The organism is Streptomyces sp. NPDC058525 (genome assembly GCF_042719495.1).
GTDB lineage: Bacteria > Actinomycetota > Actinomycetes > Streptomycetales > Streptomycetaceae > Streptomyces.
Genome location: NZ_JBHXNP010000188.1, coordinates 1 through 6,296, shown reverse-complemented (window position 1 = coordinate 6,296; position 6,296 = coordinate 1). Strand labels below are relative to the sequence as shown.

General features: G+C 70.1%; 5 protein-coding genes. 3 read left to right on the top strand and 2 right to left on the bottom strand.

Annotation, left to right across the window (positions count from 1 at the left end; all coding sequences use genetic code 11):
* Window positions 1-106: 106 nt before the first annotated feature.
* Window positions 107-592 (bottom strand): ribose-5-phosphate isomerase, encoded by a 486-nt coding sequence (locus ACFWP3_RS41290; protein WP_384232026.1) that lies wholly within the window; start codon window positions 590-592, stop codon window positions 107-109.
* Window positions 593-812: 220 nt separating this feature from the next.
* Between ACFWP3_RS41290 and ACFWP3_RS41285 the strand changes: the two genes are divergently transcribed.
* Window positions 813-2,246, top strand: coding sequence for an amino acid permease (locus ACFWP3_RS41285; protein WP_384232023.1), 1,434 nt, complete (start codon window positions 813-815; stop codon window positions 2,244-2,246).
* A 75-nt stretch (window positions 2,247-2,321) separates the two neighbouring features.
* Here the strand turns inward: ACFWP3_RS41285 and ACFWP3_RS41280 are convergent, their stop codons facing one another.
* Window positions 2,322-2,906, bottom strand: a complete 585-nt coding sequence (locus ACFWP3_RS41280; protein ID WP_384232021.1) for a biotin transporter BioY — start codon at window positions 2,904-2,906, stop codon at window positions 2,322-2,324.
* A 284-nt stretch (window positions 2,907-3,190) separates the two neighbouring features.
* Here ACFWP3_RS41280 and ACFWP3_RS41275 point away from each other — a divergent pair, with 284 nt between their 5' ends.
* Together ACFWP3_RS41275 and ACFWP3_RS41270 are read left to right on the top strand one after the other, a co-directional pair.
* Window positions 3,191-4,588, top strand: a complete 1,398-nt coding sequence (locus ACFWP3_RS41275) for an amino acid permease (protein ID WP_384232018.1) — start codon at window positions 3,191-3,193, stop codon at window positions 4,586-4,588.
* A 146-nt stretch (window positions 4,589-4,734) separates the two neighbouring features.
* Window positions 4,735-6,144, top strand: a complete 1,410-nt coding sequence (locus ACFWP3_RS41270; RefSeq protein WP_384232016.1) for an amino acid permease — start codon at window positions 4,735-4,737, stop codon at window positions 6,142-6,144.
* Window positions 6,145-6,296 lie beyond the last annotated feature (152 nt).

Genomic DNA, 6,296 nt, shown 5'->3' with positions numbered 1-6,296 from the left:
GGCGGGGGGCGGGGGGGGTTTCGTCGCCCCCGCGGGCCGGGGGGGAGGTCGGGGCCTGGAACCGGGCCGCGCCCCCCGGGGGGGGGCCCCGCGGCCGGAAGCGGAATCAGCCCTGGGGGTGGTGGGCCGGGATGGGGGGCAGGTCGCCGGTCTGCTCGTACGCGGTGAGCATGTCGATGCGGCGCGTGTGGCGCTCCTCGCCGGAGTACGGGGTCGCCAGGAAGGCCTCGATGAAGCTGACGGCCTCGTCCTGGGTGTGCATGCGGCCGCCGACCGAGATCACGTTGGCGTTGTTGTGCTCGCGCCCGAGCTGGGCGGTCTGCACGCTCCAGGCGAGGATGGCGCGGACGCCCTTGACCTTGTTCGCGGCGATCTGCTCCCCATTGCCGGAGCCGCCGATCACGATGCCGAGGCTGTCGGGGTCCGCGGCGGTCTTCTCCGCGGCGCGGAGGCAGAACGGCGGGTAGTCGTCCACCGCGTCGTAGATGTGGGGCCCACAGTCGACGGGCTCGTGGCCGTTGTTCTTGAGCCAGTCCACCAGGTGGTTCTTGAGCTCAAAGCCTGCATGGTCGGATCCGAGGTACACGCGCATGGTCCGAGTGTGGCACGAGGGGGCCCGGCGACCCGCAACCGGGTGTCGCGTAAGTCACTTCTAAACCTCAAGTAAACCCAAAGAACGCAGATGGGACAGGGGGGACGAAGGTCCGGGACGTTCGTCCCTTCGCAACGATCCGGATTGAGGTCTTCCGCCCCACGTTCATCTCAGGTTTGAATGCCGGGGCCTCGCAACCCGAGAACCTAAGGATCCGTCCATGAGCTCCACGACGACCCTTCAGAAGGCAGGAGACCCCACCGGCAACCCCGGTCAGGGTCAGCCCTCCGACGGTCTGAAGGCCGGTCTCAAGAACCGCCACCTTTCCATGATCGCCATTGGCGGCGTCATCGGCGCCGGCCTCTTCGTCGGCTCCGGTGGCGGTATCGCCAAGGCCGGCCCCGCCATCCTGATCTCCTACGCGCTGGTCGGCGCGATGGTCGTCTTCGTGATGCGGATGCTGGGCGAGATGGCCGCCGCGAGCCCGAACTCGGGTTCCTTCTCCGCCTACGCCGACCGTGCGCTCGGCCGCTGGGCCGGCTTCTCCATCGGCTGGCTGTACTGGTTCTTCTGGGTCGTCGTGCTCGCCGTGGAGGCCACCGCCGGTGCCGCCATCCTGGAGAACTGGATCCCGGCCGTCCCGCAGTGGGCGTGGGCACTGATCGTGATGGCGGTCCTGACCCTCACCAACCTCGGGTCCGTCGCCTCGTACGGCGAGTTCGAGTTCTGGTTCGCGGGCATCAAGGTCGTCGCCATCGGCGCCTTCGTGATCATCGGCATGCTGGCCGTCTTCGGCGTGCTGCCGGGCTCCGACAACCCGGGTGCGGGCTTCGCCCACCTGACCGACGCGGGCGGGTTCTTCCCCAACGGCTACGGCGCGGTCCTCACCGGTGTGCTGATGGTCGTCTTCTCCTTCATGGGCAGCGAGATCGTCACCCTCGCCGCCGGCGAGTCGGAGAACCCCCGCAAGGCGGTCACCCAGGCCACCAACTCCGTCATCTGGCGGATCGGCGTCTTCTACCTGGGCTCGATCTTCGTCGTGCTGACGCTGCTCCCGTGGAACGACAAGTCGATCACCGAGAAGGGCTCGTACGTCGCCGCCCTGGACTCGATCGGCATCGCGAACGCCGGCACGATCATGGAGGTCATCGTCCTGACCGCCGTGCTGTCCTGCCTGAACTCCGGCCTCTACACCGCCTCCCGCATGGCCTTCTCGCTCGGCGAGCGCGGTGACGCCCCGAAGGCGTTCGCCAAGGTCAACGCCAAGGGCGTGCCGGTCGCCGCGATCCTGGGCTCCACGGTCTTCGGCTTCGTCGCCGTCTACTTCAACTACGCCTTCAAGGACACGGTCTTCAACTTCCTGCTGAACTCCTCGGGTGCCATCGCGCTCTTCGTCTGGCTGGTGATCTGCTTCACCCAGCTGAAGATGCGCGGGATCCTGGTCCGCGAGGCCCCGGAGAAGCTGACCGTGAAGATGTGGCTGTTCCCGTGGCTGACCTGGGCCACCGCCGCACTGATCATGTTCGTGATCGGCTACATGTTCGTGGACGACGCGAACCGCCAGGTGGTCAGCCTGTCCACCCTGGTCGCCGGCCTCGTCGTGGCCGTCGGCCTGGTGCTGGACTTCCGCCGCAAGCGGGCGCTGCAGGGCTGAGCCCTGACCTCCCCCTGCGCCGGAGCCCGGCCCGCCGTGAGAGGCGGGCCGGGCTCCGGCGTCTTCGGGGACCGCTCAGCCGCGGCGGCCGGCCAGCTTCCAGGCGGCCGGCAGGGCGCCCATCGCCAGCGCGGCCTTGAGCGCGTCACCGATCAGGAACGGGGTCACGCCGGCCGCGACGGCGGCGCCCAGGGACATCCCGGTCGCGCCCATCAGGTACGGCACGCCCACCGCGTAGATCACCGCGGAGCCGAGGACCATCGTGCCCGCCGTGCGCAGGACCGAGCGGTCGGCGCCGCGGCGGGCGAGGGCGCCCACGACGGTGGCGGCGAGCAGCATGCCGAGCACGTAGCCGAAGGAGGCGCCGAACGCGCCGGAGGTGCCGCCCGCGAACCAGGGCATACCGGCCGCGCCGAGCGCCGCGTACAGCCCGAGCGCGAGGAAGCCGCGGCGGGCGCCGAGGGCGGTGCCGACGAGCAGTGCCGCGAAGGTCTGGCCGGTGACCGGGACCGGGGAGCCGGGGACGGGCACGGCTATCTGCGCGGCCAGCCCGGTGAGCGCGGCTCCGCCGACGACGAGCGCGATGTCGCGGACGCGGCTCGCGGGCAGCAGGTCGGCGAGGACGGCGCCGGGCCGGAAGGAGACGGAAGCGGTGCTCATCGGGGGGCTCCGGAAGGTCGTGATGACGGGACGATCACCGACGTTAGTCCGCGGCCCGCGGCGCCCCCACCGCTGCCCGGCACAAAGGCATACTCCTCGGTTTGGTGGAGACCGCACAAAGACCCTGACCCACACCCGTGTTCGCGTGATCCGTGTCACGGGGAAGATCCGACAACACATCCGTTTTGCACACAAGGCCGCCGCTCAGTGAGACTGTAGGGTCCCGCCAATCCGGATGCGGAGCCCTACCGCCGCTGGGCCGAACGAGAGTACGAGCACCCCTCATGCGCGACCGCTTGCCCGAAGCTCCTCAGATCACGGGCGACCTGCCCGCGGAACCCCTCAGCCACAGCCTCAAGCAGCGCCACCTGACCATGCTGGGCCTCGGCGGCGTGATCGGCGCCGGGCTCTTCGTCGGCTCCGGCGCCGGCATCGGCATCGCCGGGCCGGCGATCATCTGCTCCTACCTGCTCGCGGGCGTGCTCGCGATGCTGGTGATGCGGGCGCTCGGCGAGATGTCGGCGGCGATGCCCGCCTCCGGCTCCTTCTCCGTCTACGCGGAGAAGGCCCTGGGCCGCTGGGCCGGCTTCTCGGCGGGCTGGCTGTACTGGTTCCTGCTGGTCGTGGTGCTCGCCGTCGAGGCCACCGGCGCCGCAAAGATCGCCAACGGCTGGGTGCCCTCGATCGACCAGTGGGTCTGGGTGCTGCTCTTCATGGTGGTCTTCACCGTGTGCAACCTGGCCGCCGTGCGGAACTTCGGCGAGTTCGAGTTCTGGTTCGCCGCCCTGAAGGTCGGCGCGATCGTGCTGTTCCTGATCCTCGGCACCCTCGCGATCTTCGGCGTGCTCCCGGACACGGACCCCGTCGGCATGGCCAACCTGACCGGCCAGGGCGGCTTCTTCCCGGCCGGCATGGGCGGGGTCGTCGCGGGCATGCTCGCGGTCGTCTTCGCCTTCGGCGGCCTGGAGGTCGTCACCATCGCGGCCGCCGAGTCGGACGACCCGGCCCGGTCCGTGTCCCGCGCGGTGCGCAGCGCGGTGTGGCGCATCCTCTTCTTCTACGTGGGCTCGATGGTGGTCATCGTGACCCTGCTGCCGTGGGACTCGCTGAAGCCGGGCGAGAGCCCGTACGTCGCGGTCCTCGACTCGATCGGCATCCCGGCGGCCGGCCAGATCATGAACATCGTGGTGTTCGTGGCGCTGCTGTCGGCGCTCAACGCGAACCTGTACGGGTCCTCGCGCATGGTGTTCTCGCTGGCCGAGCGCGGCGAGGCGCCGAAGGCGCTGCTGAAGGTGTCGGGCGGCGGGGTGCCGCGGCGCGCGGTGTTCGCCTCGGTGGCCTTCGGTTTCGTGTCGGTGGTGCTGAACCTGCTGTGGCCGGACACGATCTTCCTCTACATGCTCAACGCGGTCGGCGCGGTGCTGCTGTTCGTGTGGGCGCTGATCGCGGTCTCGCAGCTGAGGCTGCGCCGGATCATCGAGCGGGACATGCCGGAGCGGCTGACGCTGCCGATGTGGCTGTTCCCGTACGCGACGTGGGCGGCGCTGATCGGGATGGCGGCGGTGCTGGTCCTGATGCTGTTCGACGACTCGGCCCGGCCGCAGCTGCTGTGGTCCACCGCGGCGGCCGGCGCGGTGCTGGTGGTGGCGTGGGTGCGGGAGATCCGGGCCCGTCGGCCCTGACGGTTCGTGACCTTCGCGGCAGGGCCCGGGACTCAGGTCCCGGGCCCTGCCGCGTTCTGCGGGCGGGCGGTCACGTCCCGTGAAGCAAGTGTCCGGATGATGGAAGTACGAAGTCCGACTATCGGACGGTTCGGCAGACTGCCCCCATGAGCCAGAGCACCATCACCCCCTCCGGGCAGCAGGCGCCGCCGCAGACGGACGCCGGATCCCCCCTCGGCAACGGACTCAAGCAGCGCCACCTCTCGATGATCGCCCTCGGCGGCGTCATCGGCGCCGGACTCTTCGTCGGGTCGGGCGCGGGCATCGCCGCAGCGGGACCCTCGATCGTGCTCGCGTACGCCGCGTCCGGGATCCTGGTGATGTTCGTGATGCGGATGCTCGGCGAGATGTCCGCCGCGAACCCCGCCTCCGGCTCCTTCTCCGTGCACGCCGAGCGGGCCATCGGCCCCTGGGCAGGCTTCACCGCCGGCTGGATGTTCTGGACGCTGCTGTGCGTGGGTGTGGCCATCGAGGCCATCGGCGCGGCGCACATCATGACCGGCTGGTTCCCGGGCACCCCCTCCTGGATGTGGGTGCTGGTCTTCATGGCGGTCTTCTGCGGGTCCAACCTGGCCGCGGTCTCGAACTTCGGCGAGTTCGAGTTCTGGTTCGCCGCCCTCAAGATCGGCGCCATCGGGCTCTTCCTGGGCCTGGGCGTGCTGGCCGTCCTGGGCGTGCTGCCCGGCACCGGCTCCCCCGGCACCGCCAACCTGCTGCACGACGGCGGCTTCCTGCCCAACGGGGTGGAGGGCCTGCTGGTCGGACTGCTGGCCTCGGTCGTCGCGTACGGCGGGCTGGAGACGGTGACCATCGCCGCCGCCGAGTCCGAGAACCCGGTCAAGGGCGTGGCCAAGGCCGTGAAGACCACCATGTGGCGCATCGCCATCGTCTACGTCGGCTCCATGCTGGTGATCGTCACCCTGCTGCCGTGGAACGACCCGGCGGTCACGGCGGACGGCCCGTACGCCGCCACCCTGGACCACCTGGGCATCCCGGCCGCCGGCCAGATCATGAACGTGGTCATCCTGATCGCCCTGCTGTCCGCGATGAACGCCAACATCTACGGCTCCTCGCGCATGGCCTACTCCCTCGTCGCCCGCGGCCAGGGCCCGAAGGCGCTGGGCAAGGTCACCGGCCGCGTGCCGCGCCGCGCGGTGCTCGCCTCCTCCGGCTTCGGCTTCGTCACCGTGCTGCTGTCGTACTGGTACCCGGACACCCTGTTCGCCTGGCTGCTGAACATGGTCGGCGGGGTCATCCTCATCGTCTGGGGCTTCATCGCCGTGTCGCAGTTCGTGCTGCGCCGCCGGCTGGAGCGGGAGGACCCGCAGAAACTGGTCGTGCGGATGTGGGGCTTCCCGTACCTGACCTGGGTGGCGCTGGCGGGCGTGGCCGGGGTGCTGGTGCTGATGGCCCTGGGCGAGGACACGCGGGTCCAGGTGATCTTCACCGGCGGCCTGACCGTCGCCCTCGCGGCGACCGGCTGGGTGCTGCAGAAGCGGGCCGCCGCCCGCGCCTGACGGTGCGGGAAAAGCCGAGGCGGGGGCCCGGCGCGAGGCCCGGGGCCCCCCCCGGGCCCCCCCCGAGGACACAAGGGAAACAAAAATGTGTCCCCGGCTAAAAAAAGAGATAGATGGGTTTGGCACTGGTTTGGGGTATCAAAATGGACCCG

What these genes read in the sequence shown, in the direction of transcription:
- ACFWP3_RS41290 (WP_384232026.1), bottom strand. Translation starts at nt 592, where the DNA reads ATGCGCGTGTACCTCGGATCCGACCATGCAGGCTTTGAGCTCAAGAAC.
- ACFWP3_RS41285 (WP_384232023.1), top strand. Translation starts at nt 813, where the DNA reads ATGAGCTCCACGACGACCCTTCAGAAGGCAGGAGACCCCACCGGCAAC.
- ACFWP3_RS41280 (WP_384232021.1), bottom strand. Translation starts at nt 2,906, where the DNA reads ATGAGCACCGCTTCCGTCTCCTTCCGGCCCGGCGCCGTCCTCGCCGAC.
- ACFWP3_RS41275 (WP_384232018.1), top strand. Translation starts at nt 3,191, where the DNA reads ATGCGCGACCGCTTGCCCGAAGCTCCTCAGATCACGGGCGACCTGCCC.
- ACFWP3_RS41270 (WP_384232016.1), top strand. Translation starts at nt 4,735, where the DNA reads ATGAGCCAGAGCACCATCACCCCCTCCGGGCAGCAGGCGCCGCCGCAG.